General features: G+C 57.4%; 17 protein-coding genes. 15 read left to right on the plus strand and 2 right to left on the minus strand.

Annotated features, from left to right (window positions below; genetic code table 11):
- Positions 1 to 11 precede the first annotated feature (11 nt).
- The 12 genes from arsB to HFK74_RS01645 all read left to right on the plus strand — a co-directional run bounded on the left by arsB (position 12) and on the right by HFK74_RS01645 (position 13057).
- Complete coding sequence (arsB, locus tag HFK74_RS01595; protein WP_180202076.1) at positions 12 to 1085, plus strand: ACR3 family arsenite efflux transporter; 1074 nt, start codon at positions 12 to 14, stop codon at positions 1083 to 1085.
- Positions 1078 to 1794 carry an arsenical resistance protein ArsH gene (gene arsH, locus HFK74_RS01600; RefSeq protein WP_180202077.1) on the plus strand — a complete coding sequence of 239 codons (717 nt, stop codon included), beginning with the start codon at positions 1078 to 1080 and terminating at the stop codon, positions 1792 to 1794. The genes arsB and arsH overlap by 8 nt, the downstream gene beginning before the upstream one ends.
- Before the next feature lie 12 nt (positions 1795 to 1806).
- Positions 1807 to 2319, plus strand: coding sequence for a cyclin-dependent kinase inhibitor 3 family protein (locus HFK74_RS01605; RefSeq protein WP_180202078.1), 513 nt, complete (start codon positions 1807 to 1809; stop codon positions 2317 to 2319).
- A gap of 23 nt (positions 2320 to 2342) precedes the next feature.
- Positions 2343 to 3347, plus strand: a complete 1005-nt coding sequence (locus tag HFK74_RS01610) for an ArsJ-associated glyceraldehyde-3-phosphate dehydrogenase (RefSeq protein ID WP_180202079.1) — start codon at positions 2343 to 2345, stop codon at positions 3345 to 3347.
- Positions 3348 to 3356: 9 nt separating this feature from the next.
- A complete protein-coding gene (gene arsJ / locus HFK74_RS01615) occupies positions 3357 to 4577 on the plus strand; it encodes an organoarsenical effux MFS transporter ArsJ (protein WP_180202080.1) in 1221 nt (406 codons plus the stop codon).
- 178 nt (positions 4578 to 4755) lie between these two features.
- Complete coding sequence (locus HFK74_RS01620) at positions 4756 to 5049, plus strand: metal-sensing transcriptional repressor (protein WP_180202081.1); 294 nt, start codon at positions 4756 to 4758, stop codon at positions 5047 to 5049.
- Between the two features lie 7 nt (positions 5050 to 5056).
- On the plus strand, positions 5057 to 6196 hold the full coding sequence (locus tag HFK74_RS01625; RefSeq protein WP_180202082.1) for a nickel/cobalt efflux protein RcnA: 1140 nt from the start codon (positions 5057 to 5059) through the stop codon (positions 6194 to 6196).
- Positions 6197 to 6370: 174 nt separating this feature from the next.
- A complete protein-coding gene (locus HFK74_RS33045; protein ID WP_257230233.1) occupies positions 6371 to 6712 on the plus strand; it encodes a hypothetical protein in 342 nt (113 codons plus the stop codon).
- A 99-nt stretch (positions 6713 to 6811) separates the two neighbouring features.
- Positions 6812 to 8068, plus strand: a complete 1257-nt coding sequence (locus HFK74_RS01630) for a TolC family protein (protein ID WP_180202470.1) — start codon at positions 6812 to 6814, stop codon at positions 8066 to 8068.
- The gene (locus tag HFK74_RS01635; RefSeq protein WP_180202083.1) at positions 8065 to 9549 is read left to right on the plus strand and encodes an efflux RND transporter periplasmic adaptor subunit; all 1485 of its coding nucleotides are present in this window, start codon (positions 8065 to 8067) and stop codon (positions 9547 to 9549) included. The genes HFK74_RS01630 and HFK74_RS01635 overlap by 4 nt, the downstream gene beginning before the upstream one ends.
- Positions 9546 to 12704, plus strand: coding sequence for an efflux RND transporter permease subunit (locus HFK74_RS01640; protein WP_180202084.1), 3159 nt, complete (start codon positions 9546 to 9548; stop codon positions 12702 to 12704). Before HFK74_RS01635 ends, HFK74_RS01640 begins: the two co-directional genes overlap by 4 nt.
- Entirely contained in the window at positions 12701 to 13057 is a 357-nt protein-coding gene (locus tag HFK74_RS01645; RefSeq protein ID WP_180202085.1) for a copper-binding protein, read from the plus strand. Before HFK74_RS01640 ends, HFK74_RS01645 begins: the two co-directional genes overlap by 4 nt.
- A gap of 73 nt (positions 13058 to 13130) precedes the next feature.
- Here the strand turns inward: HFK74_RS01645 and HFK74_RS01650 are convergent, their stop codons facing one another.
- Together HFK74_RS01650 and HFK74_RS01655 are read right to left on the minus strand one after the other, a co-directional pair.
- A complete protein-coding gene (locus HFK74_RS01650; protein WP_180202086.1) occupies positions 13131 to 15626 on the minus strand; it encodes an arsenate reductase (azurin) large subunit in 2496 nt (831 codons plus the stop codon).
- A gap of 14 nt (positions 15627 to 15640) precedes the next feature.
- Positions 15641 to 16159: an arsenate reductase (azurin) small subunit gene (locus HFK74_RS01655; protein WP_180202087.1), complete on the minus strand. Its 519-nt coding sequence runs from the start codon at positions 16157 to 16159 to the stop codon at positions 15641 to 15643.
- 478 nt (positions 16160 to 16637) lie between these two features.
- Here HFK74_RS01655 and HFK74_RS01660 point away from each other — a divergent pair, with 478 nt between their 5' ends.
- From HFK74_RS01660 to HFK74_RS01670, 3 genes are all read left to right on the plus strand, one after another.
- Positions 16638 to 17537 carry a LysR family transcriptional regulator gene (locus HFK74_RS01660; RefSeq protein WP_180202088.1) on the plus strand — a complete coding sequence of 300 codons (900 nt, stop codon included), beginning with the start codon at positions 16638 to 16640 and terminating at the stop codon, positions 17535 to 17537.
- Between the two features lie 133 nt (positions 17538 to 17670).
- A complete protein-coding gene (locus HFK74_RS01665; protein ID WP_180202089.1) occupies positions 17671 to 18297 on the plus strand; it encodes a glutathione S-transferase family protein in 627 nt (208 codons plus the stop codon).
- Between the two features lie 63 nt (positions 18298 to 18360).
- The gene (locus HFK74_RS01670) at positions 18361 to 20391 is read left to right on the plus strand and encodes a pyridoxamine 5'-phosphate oxidase family protein (protein ID WP_180202090.1); all 2031 of its coding nucleotides are present in this window, start codon (positions 18361 to 18363) and stop codon (positions 20389 to 20391) included.
- Positions 20392 to 20429: the final 38 nt, after the last annotated feature.

Here is a 20429-nt window from a genome sequence, read left to right on the forward strand (position 1 = left end):
GAGCAATGATCATGAGTAAAAGCCGCCTTTCATTCCTGGACCGTTACCTGACGCTATGGATTTTTCTCGCCATGGCCTTGGGCATCGGTTTGGGGAGCCTGTTCGAAGGCTGGCCGCAGTGGCTCAACAGTCTTTCTGTGGGCACAACCAACATCCCCATCGCTATCGGCTTGATCGTGATGATGTATCCGCCTCTGGCCAAGGTTCGTTATGAGGAACTGCCGGAAGTCTTCAAGGACAAGCGCATCCTCGTGTTGTCTTTGGTCCAGAACTGGGTCATCGGACCGGTGTTGATGTTCGCCCTGGCGATCATCTTCCTTCGAGACCAGCCGGAATACATGACAGGCCTGATTCTGATCGGTTTGGCGCGTTGCATCGCGATGGTGCTGGTCTGGAATCAGATCGCCGGTGGCAATAATCAGTACGTCGCCGGATTGGTGGCGTTCAACAGCATCTTCCAGATCCTGTTTTTCAGTGTGTATGCCTGGGTCTTCCTTGGGCTGTTGCCGCCACTGTTCGGCCTGGAAGGCAGTGTGATCGAGACCAGCTTTGTCAGCATTGCCGAGTCGGTGCTGATCTACCTGGGTGTGCCATTCCTGGCAGGTTTCCTGACCCGCAAGATCCTCATCGCACGAAAAGGTGCCGTTTGGTTTCAGGAGCACTTCATTCCCAAGATCAGCCCGCTGACATTGGTGGCGTTGCTGTTGACCATCGTGGCCATGTTCAGCCTCAAGGGTGACGTGGTGCTGCAATTGCCATTGGATGTATTGCGCATCGCGATCCCCCTGACGATTTACTTCGTGGTGATGTTCTTCATCAGCTTCTGGATGGGCAGGCTACTCAAGGCTGATTACCCACGTACCACCGCACTGGCTTTCACAGCCGCGAGCAACAACTTCGAACTGGCCATTGCCGTAGCCATTGCCACCTTCGGCCTGGCTTCCCCGGTCGCCTTCGCCACGGTGATTGGTCCGTTGGTGGAAGTGCCGGTATTGATTTCCCTGGTCGGTGTGGCCCTTTGGTTGAAACGCCGCTGGTTCGATGAATCCAAGAGCGCCATTGCGCAGGACAACGACTATGTTTGATGACCATCTCCCCCAACTCGAAACCGAACTGGTCGATCTCCCATCGACAGACAAGCTCGCTATCGAAAAGACCTCCATCCACAAGCCGCGCATTTTGCTGCTTTATGGATCGACCCGTGAGCGCTCCTTCAGCCGTCTGCTGGTAGAGGAAGCCGCTCGGCTGCTGGAGCACTTCGGCGCCGAGACGCGGATTTTCAATCCGTCCGGTTTGCCGCTTCCAGATGATGCGCCCGATGATCATCCACGCGTGAAGGAGCTGCGCGATTTGGTGTTGTGGTCTGAGGGACAGGTCTGGTGCTCCCCAGAGCGTCACGGAAATATGAGCGCAGTGTTCAAGGCGCAGATTGACTGGGTGCCATTGGCCATGGGCGCGGTACGCCCGACCCAGGGCAAAACCCTCGCCGTCATGCAAGTATGCGGTGGTTCCCAGTCGTTCAACGTGGTCAATCAGCTGCGAGTGCTGGGCCGTTGGATGCGCATGTTCACCATCCCCAACCAATCCTCCGTGCCGAAGGCCTATATGGAATTCGACGACAACGGCCGGATGAAACCTTCTCCTTTCTACGACCGTGTCGTTGATGTGATGGAAGAGTTGGTGAAATTCACGCTGCTGCTTCGCGACCGCCAGGACTATCTGGTCGACCGTTATTCCGAGCGTAAAGAGTCAGCAGAAGAACTCATGAAACGTGTCAATCAGCGCTCCATCTGAGGTTTTTTCACCGTGCAACAACACCCATATTCCGTAATGCCGCTGGCACAGTTCAATGGCCAATTGATCTTCACCCCGTGCCCAGGCACGAAGGGCACCAAGCCTTTCGAGGCGTTGCAAACCCTCAAGGACGCAGGCGCATCGGCGTTGCTGACGCTGATGCCGACCGAGGAGTTGCTTCAGAACGAAATCGACCTGCTGCCCGAAGAGTGCCAGCTGCTTGGCATGGAGTGGTTTCACCTGCCCGTAGAAGACGATCAAGCTCCTGGCGAAGCATTTAAAGCCGCATGGGAGCTGCACCACCCACGACTCAAGCAGCTGCTGACCGAAGGGAAAACCATTGCCATCCATTGCAAGGGTGGCTCGGGGCGTACTGGTTTGGTCGCCGCTCAACTGTTGATCGAAAGTGGCGTGCCATTCAGCGATGCCATCCGTGATGTTCAGTCATTGCGTCCACGCGCCATTCAACATCCTGCCCATGTGGAATACATCGGTCAGTTCGACACCCAGTCGAACTCCCTCTGACAACAGATACAGAGCACAACAACATGACTATCAAAGTTGGCATCAATGGTTTCGGTCGGATCGGTCGCCTCGCTCTGCGAGCAGCCTGGAACTGGCCAGAGTTTGAGTTCGTACAGATCAACGATCCGGCTGGTGATGCAGTCACCCATGCGCACCTGATCAACTTTGACTCTGTGCACGGTCGTTGGCACAGCGAAGCCAGCGCAGAAGGCGATCAGGTAGTGATTGGCGGCAAGCGCATCAAAGTCACCGCAAACAAAGCAATTGCCGACACCGACTGGTCGGATTGCGATCTGGTGATCGAGGCCAGCGGCAAGATGAAAACCGTGGCGCTGTTGCAGGCCTATCTGGATCAGGGCGTTAAACGTGTGGTGGTCTGCGCTCCGGTGAAGGAAAAAGGCGCGTTGAACATCGTCATGGGCGTCAACCACCAGCTGTTCAACCCGACTGAACATCGCATTGTCACCGCCGCTTCGTGCACCACCAACTGTCTGGCGCCCGTGGTGAAAGTCATCCACGAGAAGCTGTGCATTCGTCACGGCTCGATCACCACCATTCACGACCTGACCAACACCCAGAGCATCCTCGATCAGCCGCACAAGGATCTGCGCCGTGCGCGTGCTTCCGGCATGAGCCTGATTCCGACCAGCACCGGCTCGGCCACTGCCATCGCCGAAATTTTCCCGGAGCTGCGTGGACGCCTGAATGGTCATGCCGTACGCGTGCCGCTGGCCAACGCTTCGCTGACCGACTGTGTCTTTGAAGTCGAGCGAGCCACCACGGTCGAAGAGGTGAACAAAATGCTCAAGGACGCTTCCGAGAACGAACTGAAAGACATCCTCGGTTTCGAGGAGCGTCCACTGGTGTCCATCGACTACCGTACCGACCCGCGTTCTTCGATCATCGATGCGCTGTCTACCATGGTCATCAACGGCACCCAGGTCAAACTCTATGCCTGGTACGACAACGAATGGGGCTATGCCAACCGTACCGTCGAATTGGCGAAAATGGTCGGTCTGGCAGTCTAAGGAGCGGTCATGAAAGCGTTGTCAGCCCTCGCTCCGGAAGTGCGGCAGTACCTGCTCGTCACGGGCAACTACTGGGCCTTCACCCTCACCGACGGCGCCTTGCGCATGTTGGTGGTGTTGCACTTTCACGCGTTGGGCTACAGCCCACTGCAAATCGCGGCATTGTTTTTGTTCTACGAACTCTTTGGCGTGATCACCAATCTGGTGGGTGGTTATCTCGGTGCCCGGTTGGGGCTGAACCGAACCATGAACATTGGGCTGGGCATCCAGGTCGCGGCGCTGCTGATGCTGACGGTTCCTGTGGCTTGGCTGACCATCCCATGGGTGATGGGCGCTCAGGCGCTGTCGGGGATTGCCAAAGACCTGAACAAGATGAGCGCCAAAAGCTCCATCAAGCTTCTGGTTCCGGATGGGCAACAGGGCAAGCTCTACCAGTGGGTGGCGATCCTCACCGGCTCGAAGAACGCACTCAAGGGTGTTGGCTTCTTTCTTGGTGGAGCCTTGCTGGCACTCATCGGCTTCAAAGGCGCCTTGTTGGCCATGGCGGGTGTCCTGGCGCTGATCTGGATCAGCAGCTTGATTCTGTTGAAAAAGGACTTGGGCAAGGCCAAAGCCAAGCCAAAGTTTCGCGACATCCTGTCCAAGAGCCGAGCGATCAATATTCTCTCGGCGGCACGGATGTTTCTGTTCGGCGCCCGCGACGTCTGGTTTGTGGTGGCCCTGCCGGTCTACCTGAGCAGTGTCTTCGGTTGGGATTTCTGGGAGGTTGGCGGCTTTCTGGCAGCCTGGGTAATTGGATACGGCATCGTGCAGTCCTTTGCGCCCAACATCACCGGCAAGAAACGTGGGCATGTACCGGACGGTCGTGCGGCGTTTCTGTGGGCACTGGTTCTGGCGGGTCTACCTGCGGCCATTGCGCTCGGGCTGAAATCCGGTTTGTCGCAGCAGGCGGTGCTGCTCGGTGGATTGATGGTCTTTGGTGCACTGTTCGCGGTGAATTCGTCGCTGCACAGCTATCTGATCGTGTCCTACGCCAAGGAAGACGGTGTGTCGCTGGATGTGGGGTTTTATTACATGTCCAACGCCATGGGACGGTTGATCGGCACGGTGCTCTCGGGCTGTGTTTATCAGGTGTATGGGCTGGGCGCGTGCTTATGGATATCGAGTGCATTCGTACTGCTTGCAGCTTTAATTTCAATTGCATTGCCTCGTCATGTGCCTAGTGAATGAACGCTTCGGCCGATTGCTGCCTTTGGCGAGAGGTTGCTAACGATCCATAACTGCCGGTCGCAGTCGCCAGAAATTGAGCACCCAGACTATTCCCCATGTTCAGACCGTTTCTGAATTGCTTATATCCCCCCCAGGGGGATAATATTCGCGTAATTCATTAGTCGCGAAGACTCAAATTATGAGTGAGCACGAACACACGCATCCACACGTCCACCAAACTCATGATGCGATTATCAAACGCCTCAAGCGGGCAGACGGTCATTTGCGTGGAATCATCACCATGATCGAAGAGGGGCGTGAGTGCGTAGACATTGCTCAGCAGCTCCATGCTGTGGAAAAAGCCGTATGTCAGGCAAAGCGCACGCTCATCCAGGATCACATTGATCACTGTCTGGAGGACACCGTCTCGGCATTGAACAATGGCGAGCGAGCACCACTGGAAGCCTTCAAGCAAATCACCAAGTACCTCTAGGTCAGACATGCCCAATTTCGCTGAACTGCTGCAACAAGGCGGGGCTCACGCCTGGCTGTATTTCCCGAGCGCTATCTTGCTCGGTGCCTTGCACGGCCTGGAACCGGGCCACTCAAAAACCATGATGGCAGCATTTATCGTCGCCATCCGTGGATCGGTGAAGCAGGCCGTTTTGCTGGGCTTGGCCGCAACGCTCTCGCACACGGCAGTGGTGTGGTTGGTCGCCATCGGTGGCATGTATCTGGGCAAAGGTCTGGACGCCCAAACGACTGAGCCGTACTTCCAGCTAGCGTCCTCTGCGCTGATCATAGTAATTGCACTCTGGATGCTGTGGCGTACGTGGCGCGGCGAACAGATTTTCAAGTTCGAGCAAGGTGATGATCACCACCACGGCGACCATGACCATGGTCATCACGATGAGACTCAACACATTGATACGGGCCACGGGCGAATCGAACTGTCGATCTTTGAACAGGGAATGCCCCCACACTGGCGCATGAAGGCGTTGAGTGGACATGCCTGGTCAGCGGCAGAGGTACGACTGTCGACTACCCGTTCAGATGGCAGCATTCAAGCGTTCTCGTTCGTCGAGCGCGAAGGTTTTCTGGAATCGACCACCGATATTCCTGAGCCTCATGACTTTAGTGCTCGTTTGAGTCTTGGGCATGCGGGTCATTCCCATGATTACGATTTGGATTACCAGGAGCACGGACACAGTCACGAGCACTCCGAGCTGGAAGGCTTGGAACTGTCGATAGATGGGTATCAGGATGCACATGAGCGTGCCCATGCCAACGATATCCGTAAGCGCTTCACCAATCGTGAGGTCACCACTGGCCAGATCATCATGTTCGGTTTGACCGGGGGACTGATTCCTTGCCCTGCGGCTATCACCGTTCTGCTGCTCTGCCTTCAGGTCAAAGAAGTCGCGTTGGGAGGCATGCTGGTACTGTGTTTCAGCCTTGGTTTGGCTCTTACATTGGTATCCGTCGGTGCGGCGGCGGCCATTGGCGCTAAACAAGCTTCCAATCGTTGGCCTTGGCTTGGCGCAGTTGCGCGTCGCGCACCTTATCTGTCCAGCGTGCTGATCATCGGTGTTGGATTTTACGTGGGGGTTCACGGCTGGATTGGCTTGAGTGCTGCCTAGGCCAGTTTAAACCACTGGCAGATCTGGAATCAGCATGTCAAAAGCTTCTATTTTGTACCGATAATGCTGGCTTAATTCAGGTCCGGTGATATCGCCGGAGCTAGGGCTCTCGGCAGGTCGTTATGCCCAAGCCTCCAATTGTAAGAGCCATTTGCAGCGACTACACTCCAGCCCATGAAACGCTATCTGCGGTTTTGCATCATCTTCCTGATTAGCTTGGCGCTTCCCCTCAGCGGGATGGCGGGCGTTCAGGCACCGACAGAACCTTGCCCAATGAAGACGATGGGCATGGCGGTGATGGACGACATGGGGATGGACTGCTGCAACGATATGAAAAGCCCTGTCGAGCACGGCAAACCTTGCAAGCCGGGTCAAGAATGCAAGACGGGCGGCATGCTGCAAGTCTCGATCTCCAAGCCTCCGGTAACCGTATTCAGCCCCGTAGTGCTTTCTTTCCTTAGCGATTCCCTACCTGTTCAGACCCCATCCGGGGTATGGCGACCCCCTCGCGTTTGATTCCTGTCCCACATTGAGCCTCGTTCCGCGTTAGCGGGATGGACTAGCTGCGCGCTTGTCTTTTGACGCGTGCGGTGGATGATCACAGGAATCATAAACATGAACCCCAAGTGCTATTGCACAGGTTGGTCCCTCGTGGCCGGTCTGGCGGCAAGCGTACTGGCATTGCCGAGCTTCGCTGCTGCTTTGACACTCGATGAAGCGTTGCGGCTGGCCGAAAACAATGCACCGTCGCTGACCGCACAAGACGCCAAAATTCAAGCTGCCAGCAGTGCAGTTATTCCAGCCGGAGAACTACCTGACCCCAAGTTACTGCTGGGTGTGCAGAACTACCCCGTTGGCGGTCCGGATCGCTGGAGCATCGACCAGGACTTCATGACCATGCAAATGGTCGGAGTCAGGCAGGAGATGCCCAACAGCGACAAGCGCAAAGCGCGGATTGAGGTCGCCGATGCGGCTGTTGATCGCGCCGCTGCGGAGCGTCGAGTCGAACGTCTGAAGGTACGCCAGTCCACGGCGTTAGCTTGGATCAGTAGCTACTCGGTTGAGCGCAAAGATGCGCTGTTCCAGGACTTCTACAAAGAAAACCGCCTGCTGAACGACACTGTCCGGGCCCAGATTGCCGGTGGCCGCGCTCAACCCGCCGATGCGGTGACGCCCAAGCAAGAGGCGGCTCAACTGGCCGAGCAACAGGACGATCTGATTCTCCAGAGAGCGCAGGCCCGAGCAGCCCTCAAACGCTGGATTGGCTTAGCCGCCAACGACAAGCCTGTGGGCAGCTTGCCTGAATGGCCGGTCGATACCTCCGGCTACGCCCATAAACTGCAACACCATCCCGAGTTGGCGGCGTTTGCGCCGATGACCCGCGAGGCGCAAGCCAAGGTTCGTGAAGCCGTGTCGGAGAAGCAGTCAGACTGGAGCTGGGAGCTGGATTACCAGCACCGTGGCCGTGAGTTTGGCGACATGGTCAGCGTGCAGTTTTCCTGGGATTTACCGCTGTTTCCTGATTCTCGTCAAAACCCCAAAATCGCCGCCAAACAAGCGGAACTCAGACAGCTTGAGGCTGAGCGCGAAGCCCTGTCTCGCGAGCACACCCAGCAACTGGAAAACGAACTGGCTGACTATGAGCGCCTGAATCGTGCTGTGCGCCGCAACCAGGAAAGCCTGTTGCCGCTAGCCACGGAAAAGGTCGAACTCAGCATGGCCAGTTATCGCTCGGGCAAAGGCGATTTAAACGCCGTTGTTGCCGCCAGGCGTGAACTCATCGAAGCCCGTCTCAAACAGATCGACGTGGAAGAGCAGCGAGCGCTGACCAGTGCGCGGCTGTATTTTGCTTATGGGGAGTCCAGCCAATGATCCTTAAAAAAGGAAACGGGGCATTGCTGGTGGGCATCTCGCTGGCATTGGGTGTTGCCGGTGGTTACTGGTTCGCTCAGCAGCGCATGAGCGAAGTACCCAGTACCGCCCCGGAGCAGGCCATCAATTCACCGGACGAACGCAAAGCTCTGTATTGGTACGACCCGATGTACCCGCAGCAAAAGTTCGATAAGCCGGGTAGGTCCCCTTTCATGGACATGCAATTGGTCCCCCAGTACGCCAACGGCGCAGGGGATCGGGCGACCGTCAGTATCGATCCAAGTCTCACCCAGAATCTCGGTCTTCGTTTTGCAACAGTCAGTCATGGGATCTTTGACTCCAGCCTCGATGCGACCGGTGTCCTGGCATTCAACGAACGGGATGTCGCCGTGATACAGGCTCGCACTCCTGGCTTTGTGGAGCGGGTCTATGCCCATGCTCCAGGCGATGTGCTCAAAGCCAACGCGCCTTTGGCGGATATCCTGGTGCCGGAATGGGCCGCTGCTCAGACAGAGTTCCTTGCCCTGAAGCGCAACGGGGATGCTGCTCTATTGGATGCGGCCCGCCAGCGTCTAAAGCTCACAGGGATGCCGGCAGCACTGATTACTCAGGTAGAGCGTGGCGGCAAGGTTCAGCCGTACCTGACTCTGACCAGTCCCATTGGCGGTGTGCTGCAAGAGTTGAACGTACGTGCAGGTATGACCGTGGCCATCGGCGATACCCTGGCACGCGTCAATGGCTTGAGCAGTGTCTGGCTAGCCGTGGCCGTTCCAGAATCGGATACCGGATCGATCACCGTGGGACAGGCTGTCGAAGCGCGTCTGCCAGCTTTCCCAGGGACAATACTCAACGGCAAGGTCAGCGCGATTTTACCAGAGACCAATCCGGACAGCCGCACTCTTCGCGTACGTGTCGAGTTACCCAATCCGGACGGACGCCTCAGACCAGGTTTGACGGCGCAGGTACGTCTGAATCGTTCGACCGAGCAGAGAGTGTTGTGGGTGCCGAGCGAGGCGGTGATTCGCACGGGCCGACGTGCCTTGGTGATGCTCGCTGAAGACGGTGGCCGCTACCGGCCGGTGGAAGTACAACTCGGGCAGGAAAGCGATGGCAAGACGGCGATATTGAAAGGCCTGGAAGAAGGTCAGAAGGTGGTGACGTCTGGCCAGTTCCTGCTCGACTCAGAGGCCAGTCTCAAGGGTGTCGTTGCAGGCGCAGGGGAAGCGTCACCTCCCGGCGCAGCAGCCTCTGCGTTGCATGAGGCTGAGGGGCAGATCGTCGAGATCAACGACAATGAAGTCACGCTCGCCCATGGCCCCTTCAAGACACTCGGCATGCCTGGTATGACGATGACATTCCCACTCGCCAATCCGGCGCTGATGCAAGGCCTCAAGCCGGGCGACAAGGTTAGGGTCGCGGTGAGCCAGACCGACGACGGCTTGCGTGTTGAACGTCTGGACAAGTCGGGGAGCCAGCCATGATTGCTTCCCTCATTCGTTGGTCAGTGGCTAACCGGTTCCTGGTGCTACTGGCGACATTGTTCGTCACGGCCTGGGGCATTTGGTCGGTGCAGAGCACGCCCATCGATGCTTTGCCGGACCTCTCTGATGTACAGGTGATCATCCGTACTCCCTTCGCGGGACAGGCACCGCAGATCGTCGAGAACCAAGTGACCTATCCGTTGGCCACCACCATGCTCTCGGTGCCGGGGGCCAAGACCGTGCGGGGTTATTCCTTCTTTGGCGATAGCTTTGTCTATGTACTGTTCGAAGACGGCACTGACTTGTACTGGGCGCGTTCGCGCGTGCTGGAGTATCTGAGCCAGATACAAAGTCGGTTGCCGGCCAGCGCCAAGCCGGCCTTAGGACCGGATGCAACGGGGGTGGGTTGGATCTATCAGTACGCACTGGTGGATCGCAGTGGCGGACACGATTTGGCCCAACTGCGCGCACTTCAGGACTGGTTCCTCAAGTTCGAACTCAAGACCCTGCCTAATGTCGCGGAAGTGGCCACCGTGGGGGGCATGGTCAAGCAGTATCAGGTGCAGCTTGATCCGCTCAAACTGGCCAGTCTCGGCATCACTCAGGCTGAGGTGACTGAGGCCATCGGTAAGGCCAATCAGGAAACTGGTGGCTCCGTGTTGGAGATGGCGGAGACCGAGTTCATCGTACGCGCTTCCGGCTACCTGAAGACGCTCAATGACTTCCGGGCGATTCCACTCAAGCTGGGGTCTGGGGGTGTGCCGGTGACCCTTGGCGATGTCGCCACGATCCAGTTGGGTCCGGAAATGCGGCGTGGCATCAGCGAACTCGACGGCGAAGGTGAAACCGTCGGCGGCGTAGTGATTTTGCGCAGCGGCAAGAATGCTCGCGAGACCATTGCGGCGGTCAAGACCAAACTCGACGAACTGAAAAGCAGTTTGCCGGCCGGGGTGGAAATCGTCACCACCTACGACCGCAGCAAGCTGATCGACCGCGCTGTGGAAAACCTCAGCCACAAGCTCATCGAAGAGTTCATCGTCGTTGCGTTGGTGTGTGGGATCTTCCTCTGGCACTTGCGTTCATCGCTGGTGGCGATCATTTCGCTGCCGGTTGGGGTGCTGATTGCCTTCATCGTCATGCGCTACCAGGGCATCAACGCCAACATCATGTCCTTGGGCGGGATAGCCATCGCTATCGGCGCCATGGTCGATGCCGCCGTGGTGATGATCGAGAACGCCCATAAAAAGATCGAGGCCTGGCACGCGGCCAATCCTGGGGCGGAGCTGAAGGGTGAGCATCATTGGCACGTGATGACCGAAGCAGCGGCAGAGGTGGGGCCGGCACTGTTCTTCTGTTTGTTGATCATCACCCTGTCGTTCATTCCGGTGTTCACGCTGGAAGCGCAAGAGGGGCGTCTGTTCGGCCCTTTGGCTTTCACCAAGACCTACGCCATGGCCGCAGCGGCGGGATTATCAGTGACCTTGGTGCCTGTGCTGATGGGTTACTGGATTCGAGGGCGAATCCCCAGTGAACAACAGAACCCGTTGAACCGATGGTTGATTCGGATCTATCAGCCCGCCCTGGATGCGGTGCTGCGTCGACCAAAGATCACGCTGCTGGTGGCGCTATTGGTTTTTGTCAGTTCGCTATGGCCAATGTCGCGCTTGGGTGGCGAGTTTCTCCCCCCGTTGGACGAGGGTGACCTGCTCTACATGCCTTCAGCACTACCGGGACTGTCGGCGCAGAAGGCGGCGCAGTTGCTGCAACAGACCGACCGCCTGATCAAGACCGTGCCCGAAGTCGAACACGTTTTCGGTAAAGCGGGGCGTGCCGAAACAGCCACCGACCCGGCACCGCTGGAGATGTTCGAAACCACCATTCAGTTCAAGCCGCATGCGCAGTGGCGCCCGGGCATGACCCAGGAAAAACTGGTGGAGGAACTGGATCGGGTGGTGCGGGTTCCAGGGCTGACCAATATCTGGATTCCGCCGATTCGCAACCGTATCGACATGCTGGCCACGGGGATCAAGAGCCCGATCGGTGTAAAGGTTGCCGGCACTAACCTGACAGAGATCGATGCCGCCACTCAGGCAGTCGAGCGTGTGGCCAAGGGGGTACCTGGTGTCAGTTCGGCTCTGGCCGAGCGACTGACCGGTGGCCGCTACATCGATGTGGATATCGACCGCAAAGCTGCCGCCCGCTACGGATTGAACATCACCGATGTGCAGTCCATCGTCGCCGGTGCCATCGGCGGTGAAAACGTCGGGGAAACCATTGAAGGGCTTGCACGCTTCCCGATCAACGTGCGTTACCCACGAGAGTGGCGTGACTCGGTCGGCGCCCTGGAGCAATTGCCGGTCTATACCCCTCTGGGGAGTCAGATCACCCTCGGCACTGTGGCGAAGGTCAAGGTCACGGACGGTCCGCCGATGCTGAAGAGCGAGAACGCACGCCCTTCAGGCTGGGTGTACATCGATGTGCGTGGTCGGGACATTGCCTCGGTGGTCGCTGATCTACGCCGGGTGGTCAACGAGCAGGTCAAGATGCAACCGGGCATGAGCCTGAGCTACTCCGGCCAGTTCGAGTTTCTCGAAAGGGCCAACGCACGCCTCAAACTGGTGGTACCGGCCACGCTGTTGATCATTTTCGTGCTGCTCTACCTGACGTTCGCCCGCTTCGATGAGGCCTTACTGATCATGGCCACTCTGCCATTCGCACTGACTGGCGGAGCATGGTTCCTCTATTTGTTGGGGTTCAATCTGTCGGTTGCCACCGGGGTCGGGTTCATTGCATTGGCCGGTGTGTCGGCCGAGTTCGGTGTGATCATGCTGCTCTACCTGAAGAATGCCTGGGCCGAACGTGAAGACCTCGGTGACAGCTCTGAGCGCGGGCTGGTGGCGGCGATTCGTGAAGGCGCCGTGCAGCGCGTTCGACCCAAGGCCATGACTGTGGCCGTCATCATTGCTGGCCTGTTACCCATCCTATTGGGCAGCGGTACGGGCAGCGAGGTGATGAGTCGCATTGCTGCACCCATGGTTGGCGGTATGGTCACGGCACCCTTGCTTTCCCTGTTTGTCATCCCGGCAGCCTATCGCCTAATGCGTCGGCGCCATCTCCCAGTTGAACCCACTACCTCTCAAGGAAAAGTCGTATGAAACTGACCCTGATCGCAGTTGCAAGCACCGTCGTTACCCTGTCTCTTTCTGCCCTGGCAGAAGACATGCCGGGCATGAAAATGGACGGTATGGAGGGCATGCAGATGAAGCAAGATGCAAAGCAGGCTCCAGTCGCCAAAGCAGAGGGCACAATCAAGTCTATTAACTCTGAGAAGCACACTGTGACTATCGCTCATGGCGCCGTGCCGGCGGTGCAGTGGCCTGCTATGACCATGGCTTTTTCCGCAACGGAGGAACAATTGGCGGGTCTAGGCGCTGGAGATCAGGTTGTTTTCGAATTCAGGTCTGAAGGCGCGAAAGCCACGATTGTATCGATTAAAAAAATGAAATAACCATGAGGTGCCTAGCCCCCTCCCACACGATGTAGGTAGGAAGGGGCTTGGTGCCTGTTGAACGATTTTGCTATCAACCAACCGCGATCACGTTAAAACGCCGCGACTTGAAGCTGATCGTCTCTTTGAACTCCTCCACCTTCCCGATGCGACGAATACTCGCCCAGGTGCCTTTGTAATAAGGCACAACGTTGCGGTCCGTCCATGGCGTAGTCAAATTCCCCATCACACCGTTGAAGTGCCCAAATTGCATGAAGGTTTGATTCCGTTTGATGTCAGGCTCCACATAGGCCAGCGCATAGGACGAACCGTAGTCGTTGAACACTTCGACCACATCCCCAGATTCAATTTTCAGCGCCTGTGCGTCATCGGGATTGATCTCCAGATAAGCCATCGGCACGCGCCGCTGCACAAAATCGTTGTACTGGTCGTGGTAGAGGGTTTGCCACACTTCGTTGATGCGTCCATTGTTGACCCAGAACTGGTGTTTCTCCTTCTGTTCCGCCACTGGTTTTGGCAATCCTGGCCATGTAGCTGGCTTGAACTCTGCCTTGCCGTCCGGGGTGTCGAACTTGTAATCGGTGTAGAGCATTTCGGTGCCGATCAGCTTGCCGTCTCGGTATTCTTTAGCCGGTAGCTGGACACCATTGTTGCCCATGGCTTTCAGCCGTTCGTAGGTGACGAGATTTCCAGTGGTCCCACCCTGACTGTCGATGGGGCCAGCGCCAGGTTGGCCAGCCATACGGAAGCCGTCATTGAAGGCGTCCTCCTCGCTATTCCAGTCGAACCCTGAAAAGCGCGTCGCCATGTCCTGTTTACCTTCGTCCGTATACATCTGCCGAAGGGTGTTAGCGATAGCCGCTGCGATCAGGCAATCGGCTTTCGCCGAGCCGGGAGGATCCATGAATTTTTGTGACAGCCGCATCCTGCGTTCACCGTTCATCGAGGTGAGATTCATCTCGCCCGGATGGGCTGCCGGTAGCATCACATGGGCGGCTTCTGCCAGCTTGGTGGGGTAGAGGTTGATATTGGCGAAGAAGAGACCGCCTTTGTTTTTCACCGCGTCGTAGACTGCATCCACCATCTGCGCGGTTGTACCGCCGCGAACGTTGGCCATGGCCTCCCTGACGATGCCGGCGCGCTTCAGAATGACTGCACGATGTTGCTCAGCATTTAGCGTGGTCTGGAATGGGTTGGCCCCCCAAGCCGTGTACATCATTCCCTTACCGTTGATGATTTCCTGATCCACATAGATCTTGGTATTGCCTGGATAAGGGGGGCGTGTGTAACCCTCTTGATGTCCACCCATTCGCACCACTCCTGTACCTCGTCGGCCGACGTTGTGGGTGGCAAGCACCAAGTCGACCAAGGCAGACTGAATGAGGTAGTTGTCATTGCCCCAAATAATCCCTTTTTCGTAGGCGTGCATGGTATGCGGGCGATGGCCAGAGGCCTTGGGTTTGTAAGCCCATTCGGCCGCTTGCTTGAGCTTGTCCACCGAGATCCCGGTAACGCGACTGGTTTCTTCGAGCGACATTCGATTGGCTTGAAGTGCCTGGTCAAACGCTTTGGTATGGGCCGCGATAAACTCCTCGTCATGCCATTTTTGGTCGACCACGTAGGTCAGCAGACCATTGAACAGAGCGATATCCGTTCCCGGTTCGATATCCAGGTGAAGCACGTTGTCCTTACCGGCTGCTTGCTCCGCTATAGAGATGGTTGGTGTCCTGCGAGGGTCGACAAAAATCAACTTGGCTGGAGCAACGGTTTCCCCTGGGAAGCGCTGTTTACGTTTGTCGAGCGTCTGCCCCTGTAAATTGGGCAGCCAATGCGCCAAGAAGTAATTGGTTTGTGTTTCGTACGAGTTGCAACCGATAGCAACGATGACGTCGGCCAATTCGGCGTCTTCATAGCTGTTGTTGAGTTCGCCAATGCCCATCTCGCGTGTGGCGTGGCACTCGGAGTTATAGGCGGGGCGATTGTGGATACGTACCAATGGTGTTTGCAGTGCCATGAACATCAGCTTGCCGGTGCCCCAGGTATTCTCGAATCCGCCTCCGGCACCTCCGTGATCGAAGCAGTCGAAGGCGAGCGAGGCAGGCCCATCATTATCAAGAATCTTCTTGGTCACCCCGGCGTAAAGCGCCAACGCATCATCCCAACTGGTGTCCACCCACTGATCAGCCACATAAACGCGTGGGCTGCGTAACCGCTCCTTGCCTACGCCATCGGGGTTGTACATGACCTTGGCCAGCTGTCCTCCCCGTGTGGACGAGAGACCTTTGTTAACGTCGCACTGCTTGTCCGGCACGATCATGATGTTGTAGCGCTTGCCGTCCTTGTCAGTGATCGTGTTCTGCATCGCAGGCGTCATGATGATGGCCATGGGAGGTAACTGTTTGCGGAAGTCGAGCCCGAGCGCGTTCTCATCAGGGGCGCGTCCACCTTCCTGATTTTCCGGCCACTTGTAGACGTGATAGCCGCAACCCACGATGCAGAAGTGGCATGTCAGGTTGGTCTTTTGGGCATCTGTCGGAGGCAGTGCCATACGATCTTTGTTGGTTGCCATTTTTAATCTCCTTATCAAAGGAGGTTGGACTGACGTCCGTAGATCAACCCTTCAACGGCAACTGCACGTACCGAATCGTCATTGGGGTTGTACTCAAGCACTATGCTCGGCAGGTTCTCGGTGGCTTGGCCGGAAACCATTTGGCCAATATTCTCAGGGTCGAAAATGCTGAAATGACAGGGGCATTTGAACAGCTTTTGCCCTGGGTCATAGGCCACCGGACAGCCCATGTGTGTGCATAGCGTGCTGTAGGCGACAATGTCGCGCTCTGGGCCGACACCACCTGGAACGGGAGCGCCCATCTTGATCAATGCGCAAGGTGAGGCCGCGTCGGGATAGGCGAATAAGACTGGTGTGTTGACCTGCAATTTCTGAGCTTTGGTGAGGGGCTTCATTTGGTAGGGGAGGTTTACTCGCCCCTCTACCGTTGGCTTAGTTGTTGCCGCTTGAGTGAGTTCGGGCAGTCCTATCGCTACGCTTGCCGCAACCCCGCCGCCCACCTTCAAGAAGAGTCTTCTGGATATCGATGCCATCTCTGCCTCCGCATTACGCTTGCGATGCAGTCGGCCCTGTCTGTGTCGTAAGCGACGATAACTTCAACCCATTGAGCATAGTAGACCGTACGTTTTTTGCCGAATTGTTCGAGCTATGCTTGCATCGCACATGATTGTGCGGACATTTCCAATTAGCGAGTTGCTACGTTGTCTGGTTATTGGCGCGGTGGTGTTCTGCCATTCAGAAACGATTTAACGCATAGGCCAGTTGTAACTGAAGGCATCCGGTTGGCACACGGACGTTCGAACTCTGTGACAAAGCTAATTGTTTCAAAAACAACCTGAAAAATCCCAGTGGAGGGTCTTGTGACAAAGCTATTATCAGGATCAACGTCGCACCTATGTCTAGAGGCGTTGAGTTATCTAGCTGGCTGAGACAAACCTAATTGTTTCGGCACACCTTAAAAATCGCAGCCTTTTGGTTGCGATTTTTTTTATCTGAATCGAGGACACGCCCATGGACCGCTTCCAGGAAATGCAGGTCTTCGCCGCCGTCGCCCAGGACCAGGGCTTTTCGGCAGCGGCGCGGCGCTTGGGCCTGTCGGCCGCCAGTGTTACTCGGGCGGTGGCGGCGCTGGAGAAGCGCATTGGCACGCAGTTGCTCACGCGTACTACCCGCAGTGTGTATCTAAGCGAGGCGGGGCAGCGTTATCTGGAGGACTGTCGGAGAATTCTGGCCGAGGTGCAGGAAGCTGAGGATTCGGCGGCGGGCAGTCACGCCCAGCCCCGTGGGCAGCTGACGATCACGGCGCCGGTTTTGTTTGGTGAGTTGTTCGTCACTCCGCTGATGGTGAGTTTTCTCACGCAATTTCCCGACGTGACGATCAATGCGCTGCTGGTAGATCGGGTAGTGAGTATCGTCGAGGAGGGGGTCGATGTGGCCATCCGCATCGGTGAGCTGCCTGATAGCAACCAGCATGCGATCCGGGTGGGAGAAGTGCGGCGGGTGATCTGTGCATCGCCGCGGTTTCTGGCTATCCATGGCCGGCCAAAACATCCACAAGAGCTGGCTCAGGCGCCAATTATTGCGACATCCGCCATTGGACAGTTAAAGCACTGGCCCTTCCTCGAGCGGGGCGAGCCGCTGAGTGTGCGGGCAGAACCGCGTCTGACGGTGACGGCGAATCAGGCAGCGATCACCGCCGCCGCGCTTGGGCTGGGTTTCACCCGGGTTCTGTCCTATCAGTCGGCGAGCAAAGTGGCGGCAGGGGAGCTGGAGATCGTTCTGGCGGATTTCGAAATGCCGCCATTGCCCATCCATGTGCTCTACCAAGGCGGGCACAAAGCTGCGGCGCGCGTTCGCAGTTTTGTCGACTTTGTGGTGAAGGCACTGCGCGAGCATTCCGCTTTGCAGTAATGATGGTTTGTTTCACTGGATGAAATAATTGATTGCGTTTGCTGGGTATTCTGTTGTTTTGGTGACTGGTAGAAGATGGCCGCCATCGGTGCTGATCTCTCCCGACTAGCGCCACTGACCTGCGGAGTCGACCATGCAAGCCATCAAACTCTACAACTTCCCACGTTCTGGCCACGCGCATCGTGTGGAACTGATGCTTTCGCTGCTGCAACTGCCGACCGAGCTGATCTTCGTCGACCTGGCCAAGGGCGAGCATAAAAAACCGGAGTTCCTGGCCCTCAACGCTTTTGGCCAAGTGCCGGTGCTGGACGATCAAGGTGTGGTGCTGGCGGACTCCAATGCGATCCTGGTCTATCTGGCGCAAAAATACGGGAACGGTCGCTGGCTGCCTGCCGATCCGGTTGGTGCTGCCAAAGTGCAGCGCTGGTTGTCGGCCGCTGCCGGGCCAATTGCCTTTGGCCCCGCCCGGGCCAGGCTGATCACCGTTTTCGGTGCGCCGTACAACCCTGATGAAGTGATTCCTTACGCCCATAGCGTGCTTAAGGTGATCGATACGGAACTGGCCGACACAGCTTTCCTGGCTGGCAGCGAACCGACCATCGCCGACGTGGCTGCCTACAGCTACATCGCTCATGCACCGGAAGGCAATGTGTCGCTAGACGACTACGCCAACATCCGCGCCTGGCTGGCAAGGGTCGAAGCCTTGCCCGGTTTCGTCGGCATGCCGCGTACTGTCGCCGGTCTGCAAAAAACTGCCTGATGTTTTTCGCCCGACTTTGTCGGGCCCTTCACGCTGTGCCAATGGCGCAGGGGAGAAGCCGCAATGGACCATTCACCGTGGCATGCTGGCGAAAAAGAGTTGCAGGCTCACATCGGTGTCAGTGAGCGAATGGACGTACTGGGGCGCAGGGTGATTCGCGACCAGATGCCGGATCAACACCGCACCTTCTATCAGCAGCTTCCGTTCATGTTGTACGGCGCGGTGGATGCTGACGGTCGCCCTTGGGCCAGCGTGCTTGAAGGTGAACCGGGTTTCGCTCACTCACCCGAACCAGGATTGTTGCAATTTAGCAGCTTGCCGGCTGCCGATGATCCCGCGCAGTTGAGCGCGGGGGCGGCGATCGGGCTGCTGGGCATTGAATTGCATACCCGGCGCCGCAATCGCATCAATGGCCATATCGGTGCAATGACCGCCAGCGATTTTGCTGTGACGGTGGATCAGTCCTTTGGTAATTGCCCGCAGTACATCCAATTGAGGCAGTTCCGTTCGGTACCCCTGGCGGATCCGGCAACACGTCCCGCGCAGCAATTCAATGAACTGGATGAAGCGGCCAAAGGCATGATTGCCGAGGCGGACACCTTCTTTGTCGCGAGTTTCGTTGACGTCGATGGCGTACGGTCGGTGGATGTTTCCCACCGTGGCGGCCAGGCGGGTTTCGTCCAGGTGGAAGGGAATCGGCTGACCATCCCGGACTTCGCCGGCAACCTGTTTTTCAATACCTTGGGCAATCTGCTGATCAATCCAAAGGCCGGGTTGCTGTTCATCGATTTCAATTCCGGTGATCTGCTACACCTCAGCGGGCGCACCGAAATCATTCTTGATGGTCCGCAGGTTGAGGCATTTCAAGGCGCCGAACGTTTGTGGATGTTCCACGTGGAACACGTTGTGCGTCGTCCCGCTGCTCTTGGTTTGCGCTGGCGCTTTGACGGTGTTTCTCCCACCAGTTTGCTGACGGGGACGTGGGAGCAGGCCAAGGCGCGCTTGCAAGCCAAGACCTTGGGCGATCAATGGCGGCCGCTGCGGGTGGTACGGATCGAAGCCGAAAGCCAACACATCCGCTCGATATACATGGAGCCAGCCGACGACGCCGGGTTGCCGTTGTTTCAGGCCGGGCAGCATTTACCGCTGCGCTTCAATATTGATGGCGAAACCCATATCCGCACCTACAGTCTGTCGAGTGCGCCATCGGATGACTTTTTCCGTATCAGCGTGAAGCGTGATGGGCGGGTGTCTTCGCACCTGCATGAACAGGTTCGCGTCGGTGACCTGTTGGAGGCTCGTGCGCCCCAGGGGCATTTCACCGTGGCGCCCCATGAGCGTCGGCCACTGGTGTTGTTGGCCGCTGGCGTGGGGATTACGCCGCTGCTGTCGATGCTGCGTGAGGTGGTCTATCAAGGCTTGCGCACCCGCCACATCCGGCCGACCTGGTTTTTCCAGAGTTCGCGCACGTTGGCCGATCAGCCGTTTCGTCCAGAGGTGGACCAATTGCTCGAGCGTGCCGGCGACGCGGTCAGGGTGGTGCGCCTACTCAGTCAGCCTGAGCCGGAGGCGCTGGAGGGCGAGGACTTCGATTTGACCGGGCGAATCGATATCGCTCGGCTCTCGGAACTGCTTGAGGTGGAGGACTATGATCAGCTGGATTTTGTGCTCTGCGGGCCCGGCAGTTTTACCCAGGCGTTGTACGACGCCTTGCGCGAACTGGATATCCGCGACGCGCGGATTCACGCTGAAACCTTCGGTCCCTCGACGTTGCGCCGTCGGCCCGACCCCGACGCCGTAATCATCGAACAACCGCCAGCGGCGACCACCTCGGTGCCGGTGGTGTTCCAGCGCTCAGCCAAGGAGGCGCGCTGGCAACCGGACGGCGGCACTCTGTTGGAGCTGGCGGAAAGCCGCGGATTGCACCCGGAATTCAGCTGCCGTGGCGGCTCTTGCGGCACCTGCAAGACCCGGCTGATCAGTGGCCAGGTCAATTATCCACAGCCACCCGCGGAGGTACCGGACGAAGGTCAGGTGCTGATTTGTTGCGCAGTACCGGCTCAAGGCGCGCAGCCTCTGGTCCTGGACCTCTGAGGGATCATCGCAGGAGCCATTGCCCATTGGTCGATGGC

Source organism: Pseudomonas sp. SbOxS1 (genome assembly GCF_013416725.1).
GTDB lineage: Bacteria > Pseudomonadota > Gammaproteobacteria > Pseudomonadales > Pseudomonadaceae > Aquipseudomonas.

Bases quoted from the DNA above. Each gene is read 5' to 3' on its own strand.
- HFK74_RS01655 (WP_180202087.1), bottom strand. From the start codon at position 16,159: ATGGCATCGATATCCAGAAGACTCTTCTTGAAGGTGGGCGGCGGGGTT.
- HFK74_RS01660 (WP_180202088.1), top strand. From the start codon at position 16,638: ATGGACCGCTTCCAGGAAATGCAGGTCTTCGCCGCCGTCGCCCAGGAC.
- HFK74_RS33045 (WP_257230233.1), top strand. From the start codon at position 6,371: ATGAAACGCTATCTGCGGTTTTGCATCATCTTCCTGATTAGCTTGGCG.
- HFK74_RS01650 (WP_180202086.1), bottom strand. From the start codon at position 15,626: ATGGCAACCAACAAAGATCGTATGGCACTGCCTCCGACAGATGCCCAA.
- arsH (WP_180202077.1), top strand. From the start codon at position 1,078: ATGTTTGATGACCATCTCCCCCAACTCGAAACCGAACTGGTCGATCTC.
- arsB (WP_180202076.1), top strand. From the start codon at position 12: ATGAGTAAAAGCCGCCTTTCATTCCTGGACCGTTACCTGACGCTATGG.
- HFK74_RS01630 (WP_180202470.1), top strand. From the start codon at position 6,812: ATGAACCCCAAGTGCTATTGCACAGGTTGGTCCCTCGTGGCCGGTCTG.
- HFK74_RS01635 (WP_180202083.1), top strand. From the start codon at position 8,065: ATGATCCTTAAAAAAGGAAACGGGGCATTGCTGGTGGGCATCTCGCTG.
- HFK74_RS01645 (WP_180202085.1), top strand. From the start codon at position 12,701: ATGAAACTGACCCTGATCGCAGTTGCAAGCACCGTCGTTACCCTGTCT.
- HFK74_RS01640 (WP_180202084.1), top strand. From the start codon at position 9,546: ATGATTGCTTCCCTCATTCGTTGGTCAGTGGCTAACCGGTTCCTGGTG.
- arsJ (WP_180202080.1), top strand. From the start codon at position 3,357: ATGAAAGCGTTGTCAGCCCTCGCTCCGGAAGTGCGGCAGTACCTGCTC.
- HFK74_RS01665 (WP_180202089.1), top strand. From the start codon at position 17,671: ATGCAAGCCATCAAACTCTACAACTTCCCACGTTCTGGCCACGCGCAT.
- HFK74_RS01625 (WP_180202082.1), top strand. From the start codon at position 5,057: ATGCCCAATTTCGCTGAACTGCTGCAACAAGGCGGGGCTCACGCCTGG.
- HFK74_RS01670 (WP_180202090.1), top strand. From the start codon at position 18,361: ATGGACCATTCACCGTGGCATGCTGGCGAAAAAGAGTTGCAGGCTCAC.
- HFK74_RS01620 (WP_180202081.1), top strand. From the start codon at position 4,756: ATGAGTGAGCACGAACACACGCATCCACACGTCCACCAAACTCATGAT.
- HFK74_RS01610 (WP_180202079.1), top strand. From the start codon at position 2,343: ATGACTATCAAAGTTGGCATCAATGGTTTCGGTCGGATCGGTCGCCTC.